The 22,646-nt window shown below is 62.6% G+C and carries 17 protein-coding genes and 2 pseudogenes; 2 read left to right on the top strand and 17 right to left on the bottom strand.

All coding sequences use genetic code 11. The features are described from left to right. Positions 1-211: hypothetical protein (locus IVB48_RS40890; RefSeq protein WP_247408879.1), on the top strand; the 211-nt coding region annotated here is incomplete at its 5' end. A gap of 1,106 nt (positions 212-1,317) precedes the next feature. On the opposite strand, the gene fni is transcribed toward IVB48_RS40890, so the two are convergent. The 8 genes and pseudogenes from fni to IVB48_RS40850 all read right to left on the bottom strand — a co-directional run bounded on the left by fni (position 1,318) and on the right by IVB48_RS40850 (position 10,059). Beyond that, positions 1,318-2,352, bottom strand: coding sequence for a type 2 isopentenyl-diphosphate Delta-isomerase (fni, locus tag IVB48_RS40885; protein WP_247408881.1), 1,035 nt, complete (start codon positions 2,350-2,352; stop codon positions 1,318-1,320). A 99-nt stretch (positions 2,353-2,451) separates the two neighbouring features. After that, a pseudogene (locus IVB48_RS40880) lies at positions 2,452-3,353 on the bottom strand (hypothetical protein). Continuing rightward, positions 3,350-4,897, bottom strand: a complete 1,548-nt coding sequence (locus IVB48_RS40875) for a hypothetical protein (RefSeq protein ID WP_247408878.1) — start codon at positions 4,895-4,897, stop codon at positions 3,350-3,352. The pseudogene IVB48_RS40880 and the gene IVB48_RS40875 overlap by 4 nt, the downstream one beginning before the upstream one ends. Positions 4,898-5,147: 250 nt before the next feature. After that, on the bottom strand, positions 5,148-6,146 hold the full coding sequence (locus tag IVB48_RS40870) for a polyprenyl synthetase family protein (protein ID WP_247347536.1): 999 nt from the start codon (positions 6,144-6,146) through the stop codon (positions 5,148-5,150). A 148-nt stretch (positions 6,147-6,294) separates the two neighbouring features. Then, positions 6,295-7,632, bottom strand: a complete 1,338-nt coding sequence (locus IVB48_RS40865; protein ID WP_247347509.1) for a cytochrome P450 — start codon at positions 7,630-7,632, stop codon at positions 6,295-6,297. A gap of 5 nt (positions 7,633-7,637) precedes the next feature. Then, a pseudogene (locus tag IVB48_RS40860) lies at positions 7,638-8,473 on the bottom strand (SDR family oxidoreductase). Continuing rightward, positions 8,460-8,768 (bottom strand): ferredoxin, encoded by a 309-nt coding sequence (locus IVB48_RS40855; protein ID WP_247347507.1) that lies wholly within the window; start codon positions 8,766-8,768, stop codon positions 8,460-8,462. Before IVB48_RS40855 ends, IVB48_RS40860 begins: the two are co-directional and overlap by 14 nt. 1 nt (position 8,769) lies before the next feature. After that, positions 8,770-10,059, bottom strand: a complete 1,290-nt coding sequence (locus IVB48_RS40850; protein ID WP_247347535.1) for a cytochrome P450 — start codon at positions 10,057-10,059, stop codon at positions 8,770-8,772. A 417-nt stretch (positions 10,060-10,476) separates the two neighbouring features. Here IVB48_RS40850 and IVB48_RS40845 point away from each other — a divergent pair, with 417 nt between their 5' ends. Continuing rightward, positions 10,477-10,917 carry a hypothetical protein gene (locus IVB48_RS40845; RefSeq protein ID WP_247347505.1) on the top strand — a complete coding sequence of 147 codons (441 nt, stop codon included), beginning with the start codon at positions 10,477-10,479 and terminating at the stop codon, positions 10,915-10,917. Positions 10,918-11,234: 317 nt separating this feature from the next. Here the strand turns inward: IVB48_RS40845 and fdxB are convergent, their stop codons facing one another. The 9 genes from fdxB to IVB48_RS40800 form a co-directional block, all read right to left on the bottom strand. After that, a complete protein-coding gene (fdxB, locus tag IVB48_RS40840; RefSeq protein WP_018457679.1) occupies positions 11,235-11,519 on the bottom strand; it encodes a ferredoxin III, nif-specific in 285 nt (94 codons plus the stop codon). Positions 11,520-11,532: 13 nt separating this feature from the next. Next, the gene (locus tag IVB48_RS40835; protein WP_018457678.1) at positions 11,533-11,733 is read right to left on the bottom strand and encodes a CCE_0567 family metalloprotein; all 201 of its coding nucleotides are present in this window, start codon (positions 11,731-11,733) and stop codon (positions 11,533-11,535) included. A 7-nt stretch (positions 11,734-11,740) separates the two neighbouring features. Next, positions 11,741-12,211, bottom strand: a complete 471-nt coding sequence (locus tag IVB48_RS40830) for a NifX-associated nitrogen fixation protein (protein WP_018457677.1) — start codon at positions 12,209-12,211, stop codon at positions 11,741-11,743. A gap of 10 nt (positions 12,212-12,221) precedes the next feature. Next, positions 12,222-12,617: a nitrogen fixation protein NifX gene (gene nifX, locus IVB48_RS40825; protein WP_247347502.1), complete on the bottom strand. Its 396-nt coding sequence runs from the start codon at positions 12,615-12,617 to the stop codon at positions 12,222-12,224. 22 nt (positions 12,618-12,639) lie between these two features. Then, positions 12,640-14,022, bottom strand: coding sequence for a nitrogenase iron-molybdenum cofactor biosynthesis protein NifN (nifN, locus tag IVB48_RS40820; protein WP_247347500.1), 1,383 nt, complete (start codon positions 14,020-14,022; stop codon positions 12,640-12,642). Between the two features lie 9 nt (positions 14,023-14,031). Further along, the gene (gene nifE / locus IVB48_RS40815) at positions 14,032-15,666 is read right to left on the bottom strand and encodes a nitrogenase iron-molybdenum cofactor biosynthesis protein NifE (protein ID WP_247408880.1); all 1,635 of its coding nucleotides are present in this window, start codon (positions 15,664-15,666) and stop codon (positions 14,032-14,034) included. A gap of 119 nt (positions 15,667-15,785) precedes the next feature. Next, positions 15,786-17,345, bottom strand: a complete 1,560-nt coding sequence (gene nifK / locus IVB48_RS40810) for a nitrogenase molybdenum-iron protein subunit beta (RefSeq protein ID WP_247347533.1) — start codon at positions 17,343-17,345, stop codon at positions 15,786-15,788. A gap of 80 nt (positions 17,346-17,425) precedes the next feature. After that, entirely contained in the window at positions 17,426-18,928 is a 1,503-nt protein-coding gene (gene nifD, locus IVB48_RS40805; RefSeq protein WP_018457672.1) for a nitrogenase molybdenum-iron protein alpha chain, read from the bottom strand. A gap of 2,068 nt (positions 18,929-20,996) precedes the next feature. Then, a complete protein-coding gene (locus IVB48_RS40800) occupies positions 20,997-21,290 on the bottom strand; it encodes a hypothetical protein (protein ID WP_247347497.1) in 294 nt (97 codons plus the stop codon). Positions 21,291-22,646: the final 1,356 nt, after the last annotated feature.

Genomic DNA, 22,646 nt, shown 5'->3' with positions numbered 1-22,646 from the left:
GTCGGTTGTCCTTGCCGCTGCGGCCCGGATCTCCCGGCTTGCCAAGACAATGCGGCTCCATCTTCGCCCATTGGGCGTCAGTCAAAACGAATCGGTCCATCCCAAGCTTGAATCACAACCAAGCCCCGATGAGAATCCTGAATCCCAACAGACCCTAGAGCGGGCGAAGAGCACGATCGCGGATTGCCTGATGGTCGGTGCTGCCGGTTAAGAAATAGCGACCGCCCCTTTCTCCCCGTCCCCCGCGGGCGCATCTGGCCGCGACGAGCTCGAAAATTCGCGCCGAATGTTGATCAGCGCTACGAACGTACGCCGCATCGATGCTGATGACGAACTCTTTGCGCCGAGCTCCGGGAAGCTGCATCTCAAGGTGCCATCGGTCATCCGTTTGGGACCTCGCACGCCAGTTTCCTGCATGACCTGGTCGTCGAGCCGCTTGCCGATCCTGATCGTACCTTGCGCACGATCGCATGCGTCTCAGTCGGTTCAGTGGGCAGGAATCGGCCAGCACCTTTGGCGCCTGCCGGTAGGGCAGCATGCTTCCTAGCCGCGCCATCAGTTCCATCAGCTCCGGTGTCGTTCGATCGGCCCTGGATGGCATTCCCGGCACAGCATCCATCGGGGATTGCGAACCTCAATGGTGCCGCAGACGGTTCGGATCCGGCGTGTCGTGTAGTCGGTGACCGGTCGGAGTGTATGGCAGTCCGGGCAAAACCGGCGAGAAGGGCATATGTCTCCGCCTCATGATTCACGACCGCGCTCTGCAGCGCTGCCATGATCTTCTAGCTATCGGTTATCGACAAGCAGATGTCGAGTCGAACAGGCTCTCTCAGCTCTTGTCTATGCGGACCTCCTTCCGGCATGTGTCGTCAAATTCGTTCCGGCCCTCGATCATTCCACCGCCATCGCTTTGTCTCAAAACGATGCTGACGGGACTGCTAGAGCCTAACAACTCTTGTTTGACACCACAGAAATTACCGGTCTCCTCACGACGGATCGCCCATGACTCGGGGTCGATCGCTACTCCTTCATTGCAATGGACTTGCACCATCTACTCCTTGCCGGTCTCCCGGCGCACCTAGTTCCGGCCCCGTCAGAGGCTCAGCTCGTTCGGCGTGGCCGATCACCCCGATCAAAGCATCGACATAGGCGCCGGACGCGGCTTCACTCTCGGCTGTCCAGTCGGGCATGGCGGGGCGCCTCCCTGATCACGAAGCAGCACCCGAGCAAATCCGCCAGCACCGCGAATCCCCCGCATCCGCGACTTTCTAGCTGAGTAAGACTAGGCGCCCGCCGCAAGTCCGGGCGACGCCGCCATCAACCGGCGGGCAGATGCGCCGATGGCAACAAGCGCGCGTGACGCAACGCCGCCAGATCAGCCGAGCCGGTGCAGAAGCAGGCGACGGCCAACTGGCGGATGACGATCTCGAAATGCGCGACAACCGCCTCGGTGGATACCGTAGCCGCGCGCAGCACGCCGGCCGCCTGCCCGGCGATGTCCGCGCCCAGGCGAATGGCCTTGGCCACGTCGACGCCGTCGCGGATCCCGCCCGACGCGATCAGCTTCACCGTTGGCAGCGCCTCACGTACCGCCTGCAGGCTGGCTGGGGTCGGAATCCCCCAATCAGCGAACGCCATTGCCACTGTGCGGTCGGCGGCATCGCGGGCGCGCTCGCCCTCCACCGCGGCCCAACTGGTGCCGCCGGCGCCGGCGACATCGATCACCGCCACGCCCGCCTCGACGAGCGCACAGGCCACCGAGGCGGACAGGCCCGACCCCACTTCCTTGGCCACGATCGGCACGCCCACGCTGCGCGCGGCGCGAGCGATCTGCGCCAGGACGGCGCGCCAGTCGCGGTCGCCCTCCGGCTGTACCGCTTCCTGCAGCGGATTGAGATGGACGATGAGTCCATCGGCCTCCAGCGCATCCACCGCGCGGCGCGCCAGGTCCAGGCCGTCGGCCTCGCGCAGTTGCGCGGCGCCGATATTGGCCAGCAAGGGAATGTCTGGGGCTAGGCGGCGCAGCGCGCGCGTCAGCCCCTGGGAGTTGCGGGATTGCAGGCTCACGCGCTGCGAACCGACGCACATGGCAATCCCCAAGGCTTGCGCTGCCTCGCTCAGATGCCGGTTGATGGCCTCGGCGCGTGACATGCCGCCGGTCATGGAGCTGATCAGCAGCGGGGCACGCATGGTCTTGCCCAGCAGCGAGGCGCGCAGGTCGATCTGCGTCAGGTCCAACTCGGGCAATGCGCAGTGTTCGAAACGGACGTACTCCCAGCCGGCGGCGACCGTGGCCGGCGCCGTTCGTCGATCCAGCACGATGTCCAGATGGTCGTCCTTGCGCCGGCTCAGGCGGTGTCGCTCATGCTCGCTCCGTCCGTCGCGTCGGGCGACGGCGTTGCGTCGGATCGGACCGACGGCAGCGCGCGCACGCCGCCGCCTCCCGCGCGTTCAGGCCGGCGCACGCTGGCCTCCCCCGCAGCGTCGCTGCGGTAGCGGCTGCTCGAGGTCTGGTAGTACTGCGCGCGGATGGCCGCCATGGCCTCGATCAACGGTCCCCACGGCGCGGGAAAGCGTTCTTCCGCCATCACCCGGTGCAGCATGCGCGTATGGCCGGCCAGCTCGTCGTTGAGGAACTCCACCGCAGGCATAGCCGGATAGCGCTGCAGCAGCAGGATCGCCGCGTTGTCGGCCTCGCCGGCCGACCTGTCCTTGTCGCGTCCATGCAGATCGTTGTGCAGGCGCCCTATCGCGCAGATGAGCCGCAGGACCTCGCGAAACTCCGGACGCGCGCGCAAGGTCGCCATGTCCAGCCCCCACAGCAACGACAGGCAACAGAACACGTTCGTGTAGGCGATCGAATCGATGCCGTTGTGCAGGTACTCGGCGTAGGACCAGCGTTCCGCCCCTACCGCCTGCGCGTGTCCGCCGCGCAGCGCCGCGCAGTAGCACCGGGTATCGTCAAGAAGCTGAACATAGTCGCGACGATCGTAGGCGAGCGCGGCCAGCGAAGCGCGCAGCACAGCGCAGCCCTCGAATCCAGGCAGCGCGCACGGCACGCCCTGCCCCAGCGCCTGCTCCACGGCAGCGAGCTGCTCCGGCGCGATCAGGCCAAGGTCGTTGCAATCGTCGAGCCAGAACAGCAGCGCCAGTTCGCGATAGAACGCCACGATCAGCGTTTCGTCGTGCGGATCGCGGCCGGTGCGGGCGCTGGTGTCGCGCAGGCTCGCCTGGATGCGCTGCAGGATGTACTGGCCGCCCCTGACCGCTTCCACGGCATGCTCGTCGGCGAACCCGGTCAGGGAACGCCCCCACTCCAGCACCTGCTGCAGCGCGCGTTCGGTCTGGATCATGGCGCCGCTCCTGCTCCCTCGGCCGGGACGCGCCGCCCCCAACCAAGCGCCAGCCACAACCCGGCGAGTTCGGCCACGCGCACGACCCGGGTGGGGCAATACAGTTCCTTACCGATCCACAGCGGCGTCTGCGGCAATGCATGCGCCGCATGGCGGGCGAGCATCCACTCGAGCGCACGCGCCACCGCCTGCGCGATGCGCCGGCGCCCTGTCGGCTCTTCGCTCCGGTCCATTGCGTACAACGCGAACAGCGCATAGGCGGTTTCCTCGAATGTGGACGCGCGACCGGCGCCCCAGCCGCCGTCGTCGCGCTGCGCCTGCAGCAGCGCCGCCAGCGCGCGCTCGTCGCGCCACTGGGGCTTGCCTTGCGCCAGCGCAGCGACCGCATGCGCGGTGGGATACAGCCACGAAACGTGCCATTTTTCGTTGTCCCATACACCATGCGGGTTGCGATTGGCCTCGACGTAGGCACTGGTCCCGGCGGCGGGCTTTCCCAACAGTCGCAACGCATGCAGAGCATGGATGTTGGTCGACACCGAGGCATTGCGCTCGCCGGGGAAGGTGACGAACAGCTCGCCGAGTTCGAAATGGCGTAACACATCGACCGCCGGGTCGCGGCCTGCAAGGCGCAGGACGCACAGCGCAACGGCGGTGTCGTCCGCATCGGCCGCGAAGTGCAAGGCCGGGCCCAGACCGCGCACGCCCAGGCGCGCGTCGAGCTGCGCGACGATCACGCGCACCGCCTCGGCGAGCGCGGGATGCGCGAACAGCCCGGCCAGATGCAGGGTGTACAGCGACCAGCATGGCTCGAACACATTGATCGGCCAGACGTTGGGAACGACACCTTCGATGCCGCTGCGCGTCGCCCGCGATGCCGCTAGCAGATACGCGTCGGCGCGCCCGACCTGCGGCGTGCTCCCCTGTGTCACTGCGTGCGCACGACACGCGGCGGTGGCCGCCGGACTGATGCCGATGCTGCCGTCGTCATCCGGGCATGCGGTGGTCAGCGAGGTTCCCCAGGCTTCCCAGGAGTGCAGCAACGGATGGCCGCTCGGCAACGTCGCTACCGCCCCCAGCTTGACCAGGCACGCTTGCCGCAACGGCAACAGCGCCGGGTGGCGCGGAAACGCCACGCCGCCCAGTAAGGATGCGGCCTCGCCGCACAACTGCGGCAGGATCAGCTCCGCGGCGATGGGCGCGTCTTCCGGCACCGTATGCGCGTAGGGATCGGGCTCGCGCTCGAGGAACCGGGTTGCAGCCTGGACTGCGTCGGCAGCGCCGGGAAGAGGATCACCGTGCAATGCCAGCAACGCCGCCCAAGTGGGCGCATGGCGGAACAGCGGGAAGTCCGCGCTTCCCCATCCGCCATCGGCCTGTTGCTGCGCGATAAGCCATGCGTATGCGTCCTGCCGACCGGTGACGTTGCCGCGGAACTGTAGAGCTCGCGCCGTGTCATAGACCGACGGGCCGACGCTGCCGCCGTCGCTCATCTCGCTCAGCAGGTGGCGCAATTCGGAAAGGATCTGTTCGGAAAGCGCGTTCACTCGGGATGTTCCTTCTGCAGACGGTCCGGGCAGACACCGCGCACGTCGCCGCGGGCCCGTCGCGGCCCCGCGCATGCGGCAACGCGCCGATGCTGGCGCCGATCCGCCGCATAGGCTTGCGCGCAGCGCGCCGGGGCCGTGCTGGGCAACCGCTGCGATTGGCGCCGCGGACTCGGACACAGTGCAGCATGCACCGCTGCCGCCGGCCGATCGCAACGGCACAGGTGCGACTCCACGTAGACGGGCGCGTTCATGCGCATGGCGCGTGCTTGAACAGATACGCGTTGGCCCGCTGCAGCATCTGCGCCAACCGTTCCGCACGCGGCCCCAGTGGGGCGATGGCCTCTCCGGCGTCGCGCAATAAATCCAGCGCGAACTGGCGCGCTGCCTGCAGCCCCATGATCGACGCGCAGGTCGGCTTCTGCGCCGCCGCGTCCTTGCCGGGGGTCTTGCCCAGCGTCGCGGTATCAGCTGTCGCGTCGAGAATGTCGTCGACCACCTGCAATGCCAGGCCGAAACAGGCCGTGTAGCGATCGAGCGCACAGTACAGCGCAGCGTGCACGGCATCTTCGGCGATGGTGCATAGCGCGCCCATGCGAACGGACGCGCGCACTAGCGCTCCGCTCTTCATCCGGTGCATCGCCACGATCCTGTCCAGCTCGACGTGCTTTCCGACCAGCGACAGATCCATGGCCTGCCCGCCTGCGGCACCCTCGGCGGACACCGCCTGCGCCAGTTCGCGCACGAGCGCGATACGGTTGTCGCCCGGCACATCCAGCCTCGCCAGGGTCAGGAAGGCGTGCGCCTGCAGCGCATCGCCGACCAGGATCGCAGTGGCTTCGCCGAACTTGACGTGTACGGTCGGAAGGCCGCGGCGAAGCACGTCGTCGTCCATCGCGGGCAGGTCATCGTGGACCAGGGTACAGGCATGCATCATCTCGATGGCGGCGCCGATGTCGTCGAGCATGTGCGCCGGCGTGTCGGCCAGTGCGCCGGCAGCCAGACAGAGCAAGGCGCGGGTGCGCTTCCCGCCATTCAAGGTGGCGTAGCGCATCGCCGCCATCAGCTCGGCCTCACCATCGTCTTCGGCGCAGAGAAGACGCGCCAACGCCTGTTCGACCCGCTTTGCGCCGTCCTGCATCCAGATCTCCGGCAGCAGCCTGCCGGATGCGCCGCGCACCTGCGCGCCCAATCCGCCGAGCGCGGAAACGCCAGTTCGGTCGTCGTGTAGCGTAGAACCGGTCTGCATGTTGTTCATGTCCTTGTACCTGACACGGCGACGGCGAGCGCCGAGCCGCCGCGGTGTTGCCGGCGTCGCACCGAGCGCACGCGCCCAGTGCAGCAATGCCGCCCGTCGCCGGCGCCGCTGCCTCGCCACACGGGGATGCGATGCCAGCTCATGAGAAGCCGATGCGGATTGTCATGGACGGATGTGCGGTTGGGTAATAGCGCCGGCCTTTTTCGACGCCGCTGAGCAACCGCGGCCGCACCCCGGCCTTGTGCATGGTCAGCGCCAAGGCAATGCAGAACTGCACCAGTTCCAGCCATACCAAGTGGTAGCCGATGCAGACGTGTGGGCCGGTACCGAACTGCAGCATGTCCAGCGGCTGGATCGGCTCCGTGCGTTGCAGCCACCGCGCCGGGCGGAACTGATCAGGCGCCTCGTGCAGCAACGCCGAGGTCGAGAAATGGAGCAGCGGGATGCACAGATGGGTGCCCGCGGGAATGCGCCGTTGGCCGAGTTGCAATTCCTGCAGCGCGCGACGCGGCAGGAGCGTGGCCGTCGGATGCACGCGCAGCGTCTCGCGGAACAGCGCCTCGGCGACCGGACACTGCGCCAGGTCCGCGTGCCGGGTCGGCACCGCGCCCACGCGTTGCGCCTCCTCGACCAGGGCGTCCCACAGCACAGGCTGCCGCGCCAGCTCGATCACCATCCAGGCCATCGTCGAGGCAGTGGTGTCGTGACCGGCAAGCAGCAGCAAGCGGATATTGGCGACCAGGACGTCATCGGACATCCCATCATCGCTGCGATCGAAGGCGCTCACCAGGTCGTTGATCAACCCGGTGCGCGCGGCATGCGCGCGCACGTCGCGGACGAATTGGCGCAACTGCGCGTCGATCCAGTCGCGGGCGGCGCGGCCGCGCCGCAAGGGCAGTCCGGGCAGGTCGACCGGGGGCGCGACGATCAACTGCACCAGTTGCCGGTACTTGCGATGCCATTCCGGCAGGTCCTGCGCGGGGATTCCCAAGAGGCTGAAGATCAGCTTGAGCATCAGGTCGCCGGTTTCGCGCAGGATAGTTACGTCGCCGCGGTCGCGCCACGCCTGCACCCGCGCTCGGATGACGGGCACGAACAGGTCGCCGATGCCGGCCTGGGTCAGCCCCTTGGGCAGGAACGCCGCCTTGATCGCATCGCGCGCCTGCCGGTGCGCGCCGCCGTCCTGGGTAACCAACGTTCCGCCAAGCAATTCGGGCGCGATCTCTTCGATCAGCGCCGAGGACACGTCCTTGTGCCGGAGCAGTGCGAACGCATCCGGATCCACGCAGGTCATCATGTGTCCGGCAGGGCCGAAATCCAGCCAGAAGTGGCTGCCCAGCATCCCTTCCGCGCGCCGCAGCAGGCGCGGCAGGTCGCAGACGATGGCGGGAAGATGCCCCACCAGGGGGAAAGCGCCGGGCACGACCGGGATGTCGTGCCGCAGCCGGTGACGACGGTCCAGCGGGTTGAGCAGCATGTCCGTCAGCAGCGCGGCGCCGCGGCCGCTTCGGCGGTGTGCCGGCAGGCCGCGCGGCGCGGCTGTTGCCACGCTCGGCGTACGTCGGCACATGCGCCAGCATGCCGCCGTAGATGCACACGACCTGGCCGGCGATGAACGCAGCATCGTCGTAGAGCAGGAATGCCACCAGCGCGGCCACGTCCCTCGGCGCAGCCGACGCGCGGCAGGAGCTGGTGCCGCCGCAGATGCTGTTGCATGCACTCGTCCAGCTTGGCGAGGAGACGCTCGGTCATGACGAGACCCGGCGCAATCGCGTTCCAGCGGATCTGCGCATGACGGTACTGGGTGGCGAGCGAGGCCCACAGCATTTTCATCGCCGCCTTCGACGCGCCGTAGGACGTCTGCGCGGGGTCAGCGCTGAGCCCCTGCCACGACCCCATGTTGACGATCGCGCCACCGCCGCGAGCGATATGGCCTGCGGGCAGCAGAGCAGCGTGCCGCGCAGATTGGTCGCCATGGTCTCATCCGAGAGGGCCAGGTCCAGGTCGAGGATCGCGCAGTGGCGCGGGGTCAGATGCATGTCGCTCGCGTTGTTCACCAGCAGGTCAACCCCACCGAAGTGCCGCTCCGCCGTTTCGAGCAGCGCTGCCACCGACTGCGCGTCCGCGATGTCCATGGCCACGGCCAGCCGCGTGGCCCGCTTCGGCCGCGATCTGCGCGGTGCAGGCGATGCCCGCCGAGCCATCAATGTGGGCCACCACCACTCTGCCGCCCTCGCGCGTGATGGCGAGGGCGCTGCCTTGCCGATGCCGGCGCCAGCGCCGGTCACCACGGCCACCTTGCCTTCAAACCGCGCCATCGTGTCCTCCTGGATTGCGTTGTTCTTTCGCGGCATGCAGCTCGGCCTCCCCCGGAGAAGGCGCAGGGTCGGCGCTGGCGCGCTCGTCATCGCCAACGTCGCTTTCGATGACCCGAATGGCGGCGACTGGGCATTGGCTGGCCGCGAGCCGCACGGCGGCGTGCAGCGCCTGCGGGACCGTCGCCACGCACACTTCGGCCACGCCGTCCGGTTCGCGCTGGCGAAAGGCGCCCGGCAGCGTCAGCACGCACTGCCCGGTGGTTGCGCACAGATCCTGGTCGACCACGACGCGCATCTCAGCCCCCCTGCCCACGCAGCCGCACCGGCAGCGCGCGGAACGTCCTAAGGAACTCGGAGGGCTCCCGGGTCGGCGGCTCGGCCAATGCCAGCGTGGGGAAGCGCGCCTGGATCCGCGGCAGGCTCTCTGCCAACTGCACCCTGGCCAGTTGCGCACCGACGCAGAAGCGGATGCCGTGGCCGAAGCTCAGCATGATCTTTCCGTCCGTCGACATGCCGGGACTGGTGCCGTAGAACCGCGCGGGATCAAAGCGATCGGGATCGGCGAAGGCGTCCGGGTCGCGATTGCCGGCCGCGATCAGCACGCGCACGTCCGCGTTCTTCGGGATCACCACGCCGCCCAATTCGATGTCGCGCTGGGCAATACGCATAGTGGTGCTGAACATGACGGGCGAATCGCGGCGCAGGACTTCTTCGACGAATGCCTGCACCCCCACGGCGTCTCCCTGAAGCCAGTGCCGCTGTTCGGGATAGGCCAGCATCGCCAACACCGCATGGTCGATGGTCGCAGCAGTGGTTGAGAAGCCGCCCAGCAGCATGCCCCAAAGCATGCTGATCAACTCCGCATCCGACAGCGTGTCGGCATCGTCGTCGTGTGCGCCGACCAGCATCGACACGATGTCGTGGCGGGGATCGGTGCGCTTACGCTGTATGAGGTCCCCGAAGTAGGCCTGCACCCTGGCGCTGGCCGCGTCCGCCGCGGCGAGCTGGGGGTCGCTGGCGTGCGGGCCCAGGCCTTTCAGAATGGGGTCGATGACGGCGGCGAGCCCGAACATGTCGTCCTGGGGCATGCCGAACAGTTCGGCCAAGACCAGCATGGGCAAGGCCAGCGCGAATTCCCGATGCAGGTCCACCGGCTCCCCGCGCTCCAGCGCGGGCGCCATGCCGTCCAGGCGCGCTGCGACGTTGCGCGCGATGCTCGGCCGCAGGTTCTCGATCTGGCGCATGGTGAAATCGCGCGAGATCAGCCTGCGCAGACGCGTATGCGCCGGTGGGTCCTTCATCGCTATTGTAGACGCCAGCAGATTGAGTGACCGGCTGGTCGCCGCACGCGGAAAATAGCGCGCCAGTTCGCCCGGCGCTGGTGCCCGAAACGCATCGCCCGTGGCCTTGAGCGCCCAGTAAATATCGGCGTGGCGGCTCAATAGAAAGAGGCCCGACGCCGCGCGATGCACCGGATCGTGCTCGCGCAGCCACCGCATAAACGGATATGGGTCGTGGGTGCGCGCTGGCGACGCCAGTTCGGCGAAGGCGTCCCGGCATGCTGCCGTGGTTTCTTGCACGTCCATCTTCCTTATCTGTTGGCTGGCTGATCCGACCGGCGCGCGCCAGGCGCTCGGGCAAACTGCTGAGAACATCGGGGCGATTTCGCCGAGGCCCCCTTCCCATAGAATGCTGTCTGATGCGGATTTGACATTTTGCTTTTCTTTCTTCGTTCCATCGATGGCGGTGTCATCCACGAAATGAAGGTCGGTCGGCGGCTCCCGGCTCGCAACGAAGGAGCTTCAAAACTCGTGCCAATCTGGCCGACCCAGCAGAAGGAAAAGATTGTGATTGCTTTCAGCGGATTAGCCTGAGGCCAGACAAGAGCTCGCGAACTAGGCCAGTGTCGCGGACCAACAAAGGCGACAGAACAGTGTCGGATAGTCGCCAGACGCCAGACTGGCGACACCTTCTTTATCAGTTCTCCTGAATGACGATTCCAGTTGCTGGAATATATGCGGCCTCTCGCAAGTGGACTGCTGTTGCAGGCAGGCCATAATGAGATCCGCGCACACGCGTTCCCAATGAAGGTTTGGGGCACGAAGCCCGCTTTTTTGCACAGGGCTTACGGTATGCTGATCCACTGTTTCGTCATCACTATCGCGAACCTTGCAATCGAGCCAGAAGCGTCAGGCAAACGCGGGATCTCTGCCTTCGTCGCCACGCATCTGCTCGAAGCGCTAACAAAGACAGTGCTCCAGATCGACTTCACGTCCGTCGTGATGACCGGGACTGTTAGGTTCTTGCTCTTCGGGGGAGCGCTCCACGTCGATCTCGCAACGTTGGTAAGCCGCGCCGTACCCCGAATCGAGCTTGCCACCTTCGCCACGATCGTCGACGTTTATCCTTGGCTTTCTATTCTGGCAGCCCGCTGGTCTCCTTAGTTAGTCGCTGCCGCTGTCTTTGGCGCTGGTGTTTGGCGGCCTCATCAGCCTGACCGATGCGGTGGCGGTCATGGGTACGCTCAAAATGTAAAGGCACCTGAAAGTCTCGAGGTCGAGATGCAGGGCGAGTCACTTTTCAACGAGGTGTCGGCATTGTCGTTTTCACGATCCTGCTGGCCTTCGCCGCCGGCGGTCCATGCGAGGTCGCGGCCCGATTCGGCAACTGCCGGCTTCACGCCAGAACAGGTCGGATCTGGGAGTTCCCTACCAGCTTGTATCTGACAACTCACTCGTCGATCTCGTCGGAGAAAGCTGAATCAACCAGGTGGTGTGTGGGTCTGACAGTTTGTTGGGCACACCCGGGCGCAGGCGCTGCAGCCGATGCAAGCGCCTTCGTCCTTCAGCACCATGACCTTCTTTTCGAGCTCATCGTCGTCCTCGTCGAGATCGATGATCTCGCCACCCTCGCTTAGCCCCTTCAGCGTCATGACCTCACGGCCGCAGATCTTGTAGCAGCGGCCGCAGCCGATACACTTGTTGGGATCGATAGAAACCAGGTAGTCCGGCCTCCAATTGCGACCGTCGCGGGTCCTGAATGACATGGCTAACCGTCCGCTATGTTTTGTCCAGCGCCTCGAGATATTGGCGCTTGCTTTCGAGCTCGCTGAAGGCAGCGTGGGCCTTCTGGGCCACGCTCAGGATCGACGACCAGTTGACCGGCAGCTCCTCGGAGAGGTCGTGGAGGTCCATCTTGGCCTGGGTCGCCTTGGCCGACAGCTTCTTTATTTCCGCTTTCAGAGTTTCGATGTCGCTCACACTTGCCTCAACAACTCGCCACTTCCGGGAACTTACGGATCATCTCAACGCCACTGTTGACGAATTTGTCGCCTTGATTGGCGAGATCAGAGAGATGGTCGAAACCAAAGCGATGCACGTCGCGCAGCTGCTTGCTCACGACAACGAGCCGGCCGCCGATCAGCACGATCCGACCGAACCCTTCGTGATGCATCTTCAGCATTGGCGAGATCATCACACCGGTTGCCTTCTCGATAGAGAGCGCAACGGCGTCGAAGAACAGCTCCAGCCGCCATGTCGTGTCCGGGTCGGGATTGCCGACGATCGGCAGCGCACGGCGCTTGCGCTTGTCGAGAACGTAGGGTTCGAGCAGCTCAAGATCCTTTTTGCCCTCCCAGGCGCCGTGGGTGTCCTGGGCGCGCCAGATCTTGATGAGCTCTTTCAGAAATGGCCATTCCGCGGCGGCGGCGGCTGGAGTGACTTCAGACGGATCGGCCATCTTTATTCCTTCAGGCTTCGAAATCCACCGTACGATCCCGGCTTTTGGTGAGCAGCTTCCGCAGCCAGGGCGGCGGCGACCCCTTCAGCACGGTTTCGAGTTTGGCGCAAAGGTCGTGGATGGGCTCTGGCTGCAGCACCTTCATCGGATGGATGTTCCTGGCGACGACTCGCGCAGCACCCGAGCCGCCAATCGCCGCAACATAGAGGATTGCGCACTCCCTGATCGCCTCGATCTTCGGCGCGAGCTTATCCTCATTGCCGTCTTCGGTGAGGTCACCGTCGAATTGGATCGCCTCGATAAACCGATGCCCGTCCGGGCCTACCTCGTAGATCACGATGTTCTTGGCCCAGCCGAAGTGGGCATCGACGTGCTTCAAGTCCTGAGTGGCGAATGCAACTTTCATCCGGGTTGTTTTCTCTCCCTGCTCAATGCAACTGGGGTGGATGGAGCTGTGGGCCGCCGCAGCTTGATCGCCAGGTGTCGGGCGTCGGCCCATGGTTCGCTTCGCGGTCGGTGATGATCAGATTGGCAATGTCAAAGATCAGATCGCGCGTGCCGCGATAGCCAACCATCGTGAGGTGCGCAGCGCCAAGGCGATCGAACATCGGAAAGCCTACCCGGAAGAACGGGACATTGAGTCGCGAAGCGGCCTGGCGACCATGTGAATGCGACATCAAGAGGTCGCAGTCACGCGACCTGGCAAGCTCTTCAAGGTCCTCCAGATCGCCGATCAGGACGTCCTCGGTCCTGACCCGCTGGAGCACCGGTGAGTTCGTCGTCGTCACCGCAGCACTTACCTGTGCGCCGATCTCGTGGAGCAAGCTGGAGAGATCGAATAACAAGTCCGGCTCGGCGCCGATCGCGAGCTTGCGGCCGCCGATATGGAAATGTGCATCCAGCATGGCGTCTGCCAGCTGTCCACGCTGCCGGCGATATTTCCAGGGCACCGACCGGCCGCTGATCTGGCTCAGGAAGGCGATGAATTCGTCATTTGGGATAAGGCCACAGAGCCGCTCGAACAGGCGGAACGGCGCGCCTGTCCGCACCTGCATGGCCTCGGCCGCACGGCGCATCTGCGCGCCGATCGCGATCGTCCAGGCCACCTGCCCCATGGTCGCAATCTCGTCCACTCCAATGCCCCCGATCGTGGTGGGCGTGAATTCGTCGGGGATGTGACCGTCCAGCGAACCGGCGACGTCCGGCAGGAACGAGGGCTTGAGCCCAAAATCCTCAAAAATCGTGCGCAGCTCGTCGAGATCGCCGGGCGTGAGGTGGCATCCAGGTAGCACGTTGACGCGGGAGATATCGCGCGGTCTCGCCGTGTCGACGGGAGCCACAAGCATCTCGATCATCCGCGCCACTGTCTTGCCCCAGCCATCCTGAAAGGCATCCTTGAAATCCGGGGTCGAGACGTAGACAAGGGGGAGCTTTTCGAGCTTCGGATGCTTCTGTCGGATCAACCGGATGAAGGCTTCGACGTCATCGCCGTTGGTCTCGGTGACGCCAGTCGAATTGATACCAATGATCTCAGGCTCGAGCCGATTGTAGATGTTGAGGATCGCCTGTTCGAGATTCTCGTGGCCACCGAGCACGGTGGCAACCTCGCTCATGGCCGTCGTCTGCATCGGCACGGCTTCATTGAAATGGCGCACGAACAGCGTTAGCCCGAAGGAGGTGCAACCTTGCGGACCGTGCAAAAGCGGCATCGCGCCGCGCAGTCCCAGGAAGGCAAATGAGCCGCCGATCGGCTGGCTCATTTTGAGCGGATTGACCGAACAGGCTTTCTTCGAGGTAGTGACGACCGCCATGCCGTTCCCCTACTCGGCCGCCTGCAGCGCAGGGGGCTGCAAATCGGAACGAATGTCCTTACAAGCAACGCACCGTGCGGTGGAATTGGTGCATGGCTTGGCGAGGTTCAGGCCATGGGCCGCAATCGCGCTCTCGCCACCGCTGGCCTCATTTTTATTGGAGAGACTTATCGTATTGACGCCGTTCTTGCTCGCGTCTCGAACTGGATCAGCGGCTTGCGCATACATCTGCGCAAACGTCCTTGCCTGACGCATTCGGTCGAACTCATCCCATGGCGCGGCTTGGCGGAGCTGATCCCATATCGGATTGTAGAGCGCTTTCTCGATCTCCTCCATGAGTTTGACAATGCCGATATAGCCCATATAGGCGTGGCAGCGCTCCTGGTTGATATCGAGCCACGGCATCGCCGCCTTTAGTGCGACGAATTGCGACTTGCCGCCCGAGAGCATGATGTCGGCTTTTGCGTCCTTTAGCATCTTGTAGATCTCGCGAGGCGACATGTCCTCGATCATGTGGGCGTGCTGGCCCATTAACTCCTTGATACGTTCCTTGTCCTTCTTGGTCGATTTCTTCACGGACGTGCCGACGATCTCGAGCCCGGCCTCTTGCAAAGCGGACACCATCGACCAGGATTTCACGCCACCGGTGATGAGAACAACCCTCTTTGCGGCAAAGCGTGGCTTGAAACGTTCAATCGCAGCCCAGGCTTTGGTCTCTTCGCGTGCGATCAGGGCTTGCGTGCGTTCCATCAGCTCAGCCGGCGCGCCGCGTTCGATCAGCATGCGCGCGATCTGGCGTAGTGAATCGCTGGAATCCTCAATACCGTAGAACGAGCCTTCAAAAAACGGGATGCCGTAGCGCTGCCTCATCTTGCGTGCGACGTTGATCATTGCCTTTGAGCAGACCATCATCGCGGCTTTGGCTCGGTGCGAATAAGCCACCTCGCGATACTTGCCGTCCCCCGAGATGCACGACAGGATCCGGATTCCGAGCTCATCGAGCAGCGGCTTGACCTGCCAGAGCTCGCCGGACAGGTTGTATTCGCCGATGATGTTGATGTCATAAGCAGTGGTGTAATCGGGCTCTCCGGTACCAATGACGTGCTCCAGCAGTGCTTCGCCTGCGAGCTTGTTGCCAAGGTTCTTCGACCCCACAAATCCCGGTGCATTGATGGGAATGACCGGTTTGCCAAGTTTGGCGGACGCTGCCTTGCAGACCGCATCGATGTCGTCACCGATCATTGCGGGCACGCATGTCTGGTAGACGAAGATGGCCTGCGGGTCGTATTTCTCTGTGATCTCCTTGACTGCCCTGTACAGCCGCTTCTCGCCGCCGAACACGATGTCGGTCTCGCTCATGTCCGTGGTGAAGCTTCTGCGCCACAGATCGGAGCCGGAGGAGGCGGAACCGCGATTGTCCCAAGAATTGCCCTCACAGGCGATTGGACCATGCACAAGATGGGCGACGTCGGTGAAGGGCTGCAGTGCGACTTTGGCGCCATCGAAGGCACACCCACCGGCGACGCCGCCCGGCTTCAGCTGCTTGGTGCATCCATTCTTGCGCTCGACGTTCGACTTGCTCGCATTCCTGGCGCAGCCCGGTTCGTTAAAGACGTCCTGTATGGTCGTGGGAAGCGAAGTCATGGTGTCTCTTTCGGGGATGTCAAGACATTCGCACAGACCAAGAGGATGGCCCGGCGGATAACCCGGGATCCCCGCCACAGCGCTGCTGTTCCTGCGGACGATGAGGCGGGGCGCTCGCCTCAACGTATGATGTCGAAGCTGTAGTCCGTCTTGCCAACTGAGCTGGTTTTTCTATCGATCTCATCAAAGATCTTGTCGAGAATCTTGACCAGCACATTCATGCTACCCTGATAGCCCCACACTGGATAACGATGGTGATGATGGCGATCGAAGATGGGAAACCCGATGCGGATTAGCGGCGTTCCAGTGTCACGCTCGAGATACTTGCCGTAGGTGTTACCGATCAGGAAATCGACTGGTTCTGTGAACAGGAGCGAACGCATGTGCCAGAGATCCTTGCCCGGGAAGGCGCGGCAGTTTTTACCGAACGGCGAGCTCGCGAACAGCGCCTGCATCTTCTGCTCCCAGCCCTTACTTCCGTTGGTCGAGAGCACGTGCGTCGGCTCAGCGCCAAGCTCCAGCAAGAATGCGGCCAGGCCATAGCAGAGGTCGGGATCGCCGTAGATCGCGAACTTCTTGCCGTGAACATGCGCGCTAGAGTCAGCCATTGCGTCTACCAGACGCCCGCGCTCCCGCTCCAGCGCATTGGGAATTGCCTTGTTGGTGATACGCGACAGCGTCATCAGGAAATCGTCCGTGGCGCTGACACCCAGAGGGTGATTGAAGGAGACGACCTCCTGGTCGTGCCCCTTGATGAAGGGCAACGTCTTCTCCGTACAATATTGCTGCATGGAAATGGTTGCCTTCGCATGTACTGCGTTCGCGGCATCCTTTAGTGTCGTGCCGCCATCATACATGCGGAACTCGCCGTCGGTGGGGGTATCGAACACATCACTGTTATCCGCGAGGATCGTGTAGCCGATCCCCATCAGCTCGAAGATGCGCTTTATCTCACGGATGTTCCCGACAGTGTAGCCGTCGAAGCCACCGATGAAGTTGATCCAGTTGTTCGCTTTGCGCTGGAGTTTAGGCGCCGTGCCGGCTTTGCCATCCCAGAAATGCTCGAGGATGCCTTTGAGCGTGTTGTCGTAGCCGGTAATGTGGCTACCGACGAATGCAGGAGTGTGAGCGAATGGTACGTCGTAATCCGCGGGGACTGAACCTTTTTCCTTTGATGTTTTGATGAAGGCGTTGAGGTCGTCGCCAATGACTTCCGCCATGCAGGTCGTGGCGACCGCGATCATCTTCGGCTTGTACATGTTGTAGCTGTTGGCGAGCCCGTCGGTCAGGTTGTTGAGCCCCCCGAACACAGCCGCGTCTTCCGTCATGGACGAGGAGACGCACGAAGTCGGCTCCTTAAAGTGCCGCGACAAATGGCTGCGATAATACGCGACGCAACCCTGGGAGCCGTGGACGAACGGCAGTGTGCGCTCGAACCCGAGCGCGGCGAACACCGCACCTAGCGGCTGGCAAGCCTTCGCCGGATTGACGGTTAGCGCTTCGCGGGCGAAGTTCTTCTCGCGGTATTCGGGCGTCTTGGACCATTCTCCGATACGGTCGACTTCGGCGGGATCGTGCGGATTCTCAAATAGCGCCTTCTTATTGGCCAGCATCTGCTGGTATTCGTCTCCCCGGAAAAGCTCGGAGTGGTCGAGGATGTGTTCGGCGTTCTGTGTCATCATGGCACTCTTCAGGTTCTTGTGTTCGTTCTCCTGCCCTTCCCTCCTCTGCGGAGGAAAGGGCCCGAGCGTCGGCTTTCCTATTCCGCCGCCATGAGGCTCGGCCGCGGAGCGTCCTTCCAAGGTGCGGTGGTCTTCCCCCAGATCGGGGAGTTGATTGCCATGTCCATGTCTCGGGCGAAGATCGCGAAGCCGTCATAACCGTGGTAAGGACCCGAGTAGTCCCAGGAATGCATTTGGCGGAACGGCACGCCCATCTTTTGGAAGACGTATTTTTCCTTGATACCGGAGCCGACGAGGTCGGGCCGGATCTTTTCGACGAAGCGCTCGAATTCGTAGCCGGTGACATCGTCGTAGATCAGCGTGCCGTCCTTGACGTAGTGCTGGGCGGTGCGCTGATAGTCGTCGTTGTGACCGAACTCATAGCCTGTGCCGACAACATCCATGCCGAGGTCCTCATACGCGCCGATGACGTGGCGAGGACGTAGGCCGCCCACGAACAGCATTACGGTCTTGCCATCGAGCCGCGGCCGGTACTTCGCGGTCACCGCATCGACCAGCGGCTGATATTTCGCGATGACGCGCTCGGCGCCCTCCTTGATCTTATCATCGAAGAAGCTTGCAATTTTGCGCAGCGACTCCGCGATTTTGGAAGGCCCGAAGAAGTTGTACTCGCACCAGGGAATCCCGAATTTTTCCTCCATGTGCCGTGAGATGTAGTTCATCGAGCGATAGCAATGCAATATGTTGAGCTTCGCTTTCGGCGTCGCCTCCAATTCAGCGAGAGATCCATCCCCGGACCACTGGGCGATGACGCGCAGGCCCATTTCTTCGAGCAGGATCCGTGACGACCAGGCGTCGCCGCCGATGTTGTAGTCACCGATGATGGCGACGTCATATGCGGTCGGCTGAAATTTAGAGCTGGCTTCTGGGGCGCTCTTGTCGAAGATCCAATCTCGAATGGCGTCGTTCGCGATGTGATGGCCGAGCGATTGTGACACGCCACGAAAACCCTCGCACCGCACAGGCACGATGGTTTTGCCGCCATATTCCTTTGACTTTTCTCTGGAGACTGCCTCGATATCGTCACCGATCAAACCAATCGGACATTCGGACTGAATGGTAATGCCCCTGTTGAGAGGAAACAGCTCCTGTAGCTCGTCGATGAGTTTGGTGACCTTTTTATCTCCGCCGAACACGATATCCTTTTCCTGGAAATCGGAAGTGAACTGCAGTGTCACGAACGTGTCGATGCCGGTCGTGCCGACGTAGTAGTTGCGCCGCGAGCCCCATGAGTACTGACCACAGCCGACCGGACCGTGGCTAATGTGGATCATGTCCTTGATCGGCCCCCAGACCACGCCCTTGGAGCCCGCGTAGGCGCAGCCGCGGATGGTCATTACGCCCGGAATGGACTTGATATTCGACTTGACGCCACAATCGGACTTCCCCGCCTCGTGAACACTCAGATGCTTGGCGCGCCTTTTGGCGGTCTTCTCTGGGTAGACCTTCAACACCTCATCGATTAGCTGCTTGTTGCGCGCCTTGATCTCTGCGACGCTCTCGGTAGTTGCTCGGCTCATACAAATTTCCTTTCGATTGTCGTCTCAAATGAAGAAGCGGCGCTTTTCCGGTAGACCGACGGATTTCCGATCCGGCGTTGAGGTGTAAAGCGTGCAATCTCGCTGGCCGGTCCTACCGGACGCAACTCCGCGGGGTTCTGGATCATGCCGCAGCGATCGATCAGAATGTTGCAGCTCATCTCGGCTAAGCGCTTGCGAGCGCCATGTGTGACGCTGTTGATTTGTCGACGGAATCGGTGACCAAGACGCGTCTCGGTGATGTCATGCCTGCCCTCCAGCCTTGGTCATATCGGCTTCTTTACTCGCTCGCGTGCCATCAGGGGCGGCCTGCCCCTCTGCATGTCGATGCAAAGGGCTAACAGCCGCCTGTTGCGCAGGGGTTTGCAACGAGTGTGCCAGCGCTGGTTGAACACGAAAAACCCACGTCTGTAGAGCTAGATAGCTGGCAGGATGCGGATGTTATAAACCCGACCCTACGTGGCACCGACAGGCGTGCCCGCTAACGCTCTGTCTGAAACAAAACAATCACTTGCGCTCTCCGCCAGCGAGATAGGTAGAGTCTTCCCGCGCGCCGGCGTCACTCCGGTGCGCAGCTTTGCTTGGCGCCCCATCGAGCGATCGCAAACACGATCGGCTCGAGAGAGTTCAGCGCACGTAGATGCGCCCATGGTGTTTGCGATCGATACTGAGCAAGTGATGTTGAGCGCTGCAGCACCTCTTCTGGATGACTAAGAGAACTCAGGTGTCAGCAGAAGGCGTTGTTTCACTTACAGGCGATCTTTCGCTTCGCTCGTCATTCCAGTTGATCTCTCGTGGAGACGCGCTCTAAGTGGCGACACCCGATCTCGTGGAGAGCATTGGGGCTGATCGATTCTCAACCCGCGATAGCCTTAAAGGCGCAAGCTCCTGGCCCTTGCTCAATCGGGGTAAAGAGGTCGGCGTTCTGCGTCATTCGGCAGCCCAGTTGCAGCTCGCTTCAGCATCTCGGGAAGGCACGCCCCGACGCAATTCGGCGCTTGGATCGCTCGCCCGTCGACTTTTTTCTAACGCCGCTTGCGGGAGCGTGACGCGGTGAGCCGACGCCGGCACGCGGCACCGAGTGCAGCGACAACGAGGCCTGTCTGATGATGAGCGCGAGGCGCTGCTCCCACTACAGACGGACACCACTAGAGCGGCTCCATCAGCGCGGGCTGCCCTCAAATTCGCGTTGAGCGTTCATCCTCCGTCAATGAAGCTTCGCATATTCTCCGTTCGGCAAATAGGGCCCGTGGATAGCCTACTTTTATCTACTTCCCGGCGCGAAATTGATGCTTTCCAGCCTTAGGGCCAACGGCATGGGGCAAAACAAACCCGCCGGCTGGACGGCGGGGGCCTGAAGCGAGCATGATGGGTCCGAGATCTACGGAGCGGCTCGGCTGCTCATCGTCCGGCCGATGTTGCGGAGGTTGAGATTACACCGAGGGCGAGCCAGCGCTGCATTCCGGCGTCATCCTTCTACCAGCATGGATTGAAGCCGTTTCGCCGCTTAACCACGCTGATGCGTCCATCGCGTGCGCCATTCTTGGCATCGCGGAACCAGCGCTTCTTCTGTTCGCGCTTGCGCTCAGGGCTTTTGCTCGGTCGATTGGGGATGCATACCCCCCAATGCTCTCGCAGCGGCCTCGTTCTGGCAGAGTAGAATCCGGCGTCAGTCGCCACCAGCCGCGGCACGCCCCCTGGTAGGTGCGATGGCCGTGATCAACAGATCGCCATTGCGCCGCCGGACATAGAGTTAGTCGACAATCTTGCAGCTTGATCATCTTGCCGAACTCATTGGGCTTGCCGGCTTGTCCTTACGGATGATCTCGGGCCGGCGGCTCGAACACGCTGAGAACCTTATCTTCCACATGAGTGTCGCCGTGGAAGATGCGCGCCCAGGCTCTTGACGGATCACCCGCAGCACCAGCGGCAACATCCGATCGAGCTCCGCGCGGAGTCCCCTCCAGTGCGATCTGCTGCAGAATGTCCGTCGCCCTCTTCACTCCTTTGGATATTTCTGCGCTTGCGGAAATAAAGCGTAAGACACGAGTCACTTCCAAAAAACAGATTCTGGCCAATCTGTGAACTCCAATTCGAAGCTACGTAGGCCAGTAAGTTTGGTGGTGAATTTAAGGGTCTTCCCTGAAAGGGCTGCCAATGAGCCAGATGCGAACTTGAATACTGTCGTGCCGGAAGTTGCGACCGCAATGCCTTGCTCCCCTTCCATGCTAGAGAAGCCGGTCGCCTCGGAGAGTTGCCCAATTGCAACTCCCTCCAGCGCGCGGTGAAATTCCAGGGACGCTAGGTACGTTCCTTTATCAGCAGCCCACTCGCTGACCGACACTGCTGTAATCCCCGCGTCACGCGAGAGACCATCCGCGATCCGGCAGCCATATTGAACCGTGAGAATGACCCGCTCGTTCCGAACTCCGACCGGCTCTCGATCGGCGGCAGTGATCGTGCACGCGTACCGCCTTGTGTCCGCAACCGCGCTCGCGCTTAGCCCGAGCAGCTCGAGAGCGGAACATAATGCAAAAGCGATAGCGGCTCTTCTCATTCGGCTACACCTAGTCTGGAGTATCGTTCGCCTGCTCTGTACAACCTGACGCTACGGCCGATTCAAGCTTCTTCGATCGCTCTGTCGGATGAAAGCTACTCATGGTGACCGCGGTTTCGCAGAAACGGCGCAATCGGTGTCCCCCAGCCGTGGTCCTGGATGGCCGGCCCGAACGGTTTCATTATCGGCGCTCACCGTGCGCCGCGGGCCAGCACATCGGTGAAAAGGCTGAGGACCGACGCATTTCAGCTCGGCGGCGGCCATGATGGCGCGGCGGTCCGCGGCGACGGAGCCTACGTTTCTGACGCAGGCGCATGCGTTCTATGAGCCGACGCCATTTTGCGCGCCAATGACCTGCGGCTCCCGAATTTTGCTTGACAGTGTCAATGTAAAAGGAAACGTGGTCGCTAGGAGCCGTTCAAAGGCAGATTGCCGCTCAAGCAGGCGATCTTCGAGAACCTTACGCTCGAGATCACTCAGCTCGCTTTTAAGCCTTCTTCGACAGCGCCAAATGTCATTCCGCACGTGTCGGATCTCATTCAATCGATCGTCAATCGCAGCCATCACCGACGCCATATCTAACTTGAACCAGCCATGGACAACTGGTCAATCACGTCCTTCCCTCAGTAAGACGCGGATGAGATCTCACGACCTGGCCATCTGCGGACATGATGTAAAGATCTCCTACCAACATGTCCTCTTGTACGGAAGTCTTTCAACGCAAGAGCACGAAGTGACCATTGCTTCTGCAGAAGTTCAGCGATTCTTGCGACCAGCGCGCAGGATTTCAAAAGCTGCCACTCGGCCGTGAGTGGGTCGAAATGGTTATCTTATCCCAACCCACACGCGGCCCGATCAGGTGTCAGGCCGGCACTTCAGCTGGTCTCGAATGGGAATATCCGAGTAAATCGGACGGTCGTACCGTCAAACTCTAGTCTAGGTAACAGATTTGAGATGGGCAATTGCTCTGCCAGCGAACCCCAGGTGGGATTCAAGACAAGCCATGTTCAGGCTTCGGGGCTCGTCTGTTACAAACGAGCGCGATTTCGGAGGCGGCGCGCAAAGAGCCGACCCGAACTGAGTCGGCGAGCCTTCAGTCGGCAGGGCGAGGCGAAATCGTGAGCGATGCGCACCGCCGGGCGC

Source organism: Bradyrhizobium sp. 76 (genome assembly GCF_023073025.1).
Taxonomy (GTDB): Bacteria; Pseudomonadota; Alphaproteobacteria; order Rhizobiales; family Xanthobacteraceae; genus Bradyrhizobium.
Note: the sequence above shows the minus strand (reverse complement) of the source record. Positions and strands in the feature narration are given on the sequence as shown.